The 2,986-nt window shown below is 36.5% G+C and carries 3 protein-coding genes; all 3 read right to left on the reverse strand.

Going from position 1 to position 2,986, the window contains the following annotated elements:
- Nucleotides 1-72: 72 nt before the first annotated feature.
- The 3 genes from H0Z29_12040 to H0Z29_12050 are packed head-to-tail and all read right to left on the reverse strand — an operon-like array spanning nucleotide 73 to nucleotide 2,969.
- A complete protein-coding gene (locus H0Z29_12040) occupies nucleotides 73-741 on the reverse strand; it encodes an SOS response-associated peptidase (GenBank protein ID MBO8132215.1) in 669 nt (222 codons plus the stop codon).
- A 54-nt stretch (nucleotides 742-795) separates the two neighbouring features.
- A complete protein-coding gene (locus H0Z29_12045; GenBank protein MBO8132216.1) occupies nucleotides 796-2,697 on the reverse strand; it encodes a DNA polymerase III subunit alpha in 1,902 nt (633 codons plus the stop codon).
- An 11-nt stretch (nucleotides 2,698-2,708) separates the two neighbouring features.
- On the reverse strand, nucleotides 2,709-2,969 hold the full coding sequence (locus H0Z29_12050; GenBank protein ID MBO8132217.1) for a hypothetical protein: 261 nt from the start codon (nucleotides 2,967-2,969) through the stop codon (nucleotides 2,709-2,711).
- Nucleotides 2,970-2,986: the final 17 nt, after the last annotated feature.

A 2,986-nucleotide genomic window follows, 5' to 3' on the forward strand; every position in this document is an offset into this window, starting at 1 on the left:
TGGGGGTACCTTTCTTATTTTTATTCAAAATTTCAACAGAAAATTTAACAGACCCGCAACTGAATGTTCAAATTATTTAACTCTCTGTATACATTTTAAGCTGTTGTTTCTTACATCATTTACAAGTTTTGAAACGGGATAAAAATCGAGATTATCACTATTTGGACGGAGTAAATCTACAACTTTATTATAGTCATAATGCCGCCAATCAATCCATTTGTTAACTTCATCCCTTTCTAAAATGGCTGGCATTCTATTGTGAATATCTCTAATTTTGCCTATGGCATCAGTTGTTATCACCGTATACGTAAATTTTTTATTTCTATCTGGATCAATCCAGACATCATATAAGCCAGCCATTGGTAAAAATCCATCATCTTTTCTCCTAATATAAAAGGGTACTTTAAAATTTCCCTCCCTTTTCCACTCATAGTAACCATCTGAAATAACAACACATCTATTTTTTGCCAAAAGTCTTGAAAACGATGGCCTTTGCAAAAGAGTTTCGGCTCGAGCATTTATCATTTTAACTGCAATTTTTTCATCCTTAGACCATGATGGAATCAATCCCCAGTACATACCCTTTATTTCTCTGCCCCTGCCACAAATCAATATTGGAACTCTCATTGTTGGCGCGATATTGTAATGTGGTTCCCATTGGAAATCTTCTTCCCATAGATTGATAGAGAACTCTCGTATTATGTCCATTTTACCTTTTGTTAATGTTTTTCTACCGCACATCGGATTCCCTTTACTTTCACTATAAATTTAATTTTATATAAAAATAATTCAAACTCATGATATATTTACAATTGAAAAATCCTTATTAAATCTAACGTCTTTTACTAACCAATTGTGTCCCGGAGCTATTTTTTCCATTACCCTATGTAAACTCGAAAGCTTCTCTATCGTAACCGTGCAGACTCCAAAGGCTTTTTCTACCCTTCCTCTAATTAGGAATAAACTTTCCCAGTTCAATAAATCACCGTATTCTTTATAGACATCCGGAAACATCACACATTCGAATATGTCAGTGGTATCTTCAAAAGTTACAAATTCCATAAGCTCATCATTTCTCGTTACCGCCATCTTACGGGTAATATATACACCTACGAGATTTATTGTCTTACCCACATACTTGTTCAAATCTTTCGCCTTTTTTACTTTTCCTTCTAGGTATGGCAAGTATTTCTCTAATGGATGTTCAGAAATTGGAAAACCAAATGTTTTTATCTCAATATCAATTCTCTCATCGCGACTAAGAGATTTCTTGTTGAAGCGATGTATGAACAGTTTTTTCCCTCTGCCAAGATAGTATCCTACAACTTTAAGAGCTATCTCACGGTGTGTCAGCCCAGGTTCAATCTGAGAAAAACAGCCAGCATTCGTTAGTAGCATAGCATCGGGAAAATCTATATCAACCCTTGCCATGAAATCATCAAGACTTTTGAAATAACCGGCTTTCCTTTCCTTTAAAATAGCATCTATTGCTTTATCTTTTAGCCCCCTTATTGCCATAAACCCCATTCTTATTTTGTCTTTATAACCTTTATATTTTTTCTCACTATAATTTATATGAGGTGGTAAAATCTTTATCCCCCATCTTTTCGCTTCACTCAGGTATGCGTAGGTAGAATAGTATCCCCCCTGATTTGAAATAACCGCAGCAAGAAACTCCGCTGGATAGTACGCCTTTAAATAGGCACAGATAAAAGAAAGCATAGCATATGAAGCAGAATGAGGCTTGCAAAAGGAATATCCTGAAAAAGACTCTATCATTTCCCAGAGTATCTTTGCAAGTTTTGCTGAATACCCTCGTTTTACAGCACCTGCAATGAATTTTCTTTTCCATATAGGAACTATATCCCTTAGAGCAGGTCGTGAAATAACTTTTCTCAAGTAATCTGATTCTGCATAGCTGAACCCGGCTATTTCTCTTGCAACTATAGATACCTGTTCCTCATAAACCATAATGCCATAGCTCTCTTTAAGGCATTTGAGATCTGGATGAAGCAATTTCCATGGCTTCCCATGGATTCTTTCCAGCATAATGTTTATAAACCTATTGGCAGCAGGTCGTATTATAGAGGAGTATATTACAACATGTTCAAAATCCACCACTCCCGCTTTTCTCAAAAGCAATCTGGTAGCAGGGCTTTCAATGTAAAATATTCCCATAGTTCTGCCTGACCTCAGAAGTTCCTCAACCTTTTTGTCTCCTACAGGATCTATTTTGTGGTAATCAAGCCCTATCCCACGATATAGCCTCAACTGTTCTATGGTATCCCTTACCACAGAAAGAGATCGATTACCAAGCAAATCTATCTTCAGAAGACCGGAATCCTCAACCTGATCCTTTTCCCACTCCACAATCTGAATGCCTTTTGGAGCCCTTAACACAGGCACATACCTAGAAATTTCATCAGGTACTATTACTATCCCCCCAGGATAAACTGAAGAGGTTCTAAAAGCTCCTATTATCTTTTCGCTTTCTCTTACAACTTTCTCACGCACACTATCAAGCTCAAGATTTTTGAAACGCGGAACCGATTTAATCCAGCTAAGGAGTTCTTTGCCACTTCTTGTGTATCCAATCCTCTTTGTTATTGCAGATATCTCCTCATTGGAAAGTCCATAAACTTTCCCAACCTCTCTAATTGCCGATCTTGGTTGAATAAATACCTGATTTGAAACCATCGCGGTTCTTTTTAAACCGTACTTTTTAAAAACATAATCAATAATATCATCACGTTCATCCCATGGAAAATTGTATTAATAAACGACCAATCCGTCTTACATCTTTCTGCAAGATATTGGGAGTTATTTATAGCTTCAAGACTATTGGGGAAAAGATTTATTATATCTTTTTCCGAACGAAAATAGTGCCTCCTGTCTTTATAATCGTCGGGTTTTAGCTTTGACACAGTTGTGTGGCAATGCAATAGAATTCTGTTGAAATTAGCAAACATAGATAAAGGTACCCCTG

This window comes from Candidatus Neomarinimicrobiota bacterium, assembly GCA_017656425.1.
Taxonomy (GTDB): domain Bacteria; phylum Fidelibacterota; class UBA2242; order UBA2242; family B5-G15; genus JACDNV01.

What these genes read in the sequence shown, in the direction of transcription:
- H0Z29_12045 (MBO8132216.1), bottom strand. Translation starts at nt 2,697, where the DNA reads ATGGTTTCAAATCAGGTATTTATTCAACCAAGATCGGCAATTAGAGAG.
- H0Z29_12040 (MBO8132215.1), bottom strand. Translation starts at nt 741, where the DNA reads ATGTGCGGTAGAAAAACATTAACAAAAGGTAAAATGGACATAATACGA.
- H0Z29_12050 (MBO8132217.1), bottom strand. Translation starts at nt 2,969, where the DNA reads ATGTTTGCTAATTTCAACAGAATTCTATTGCATTGCCACACAACTGTG.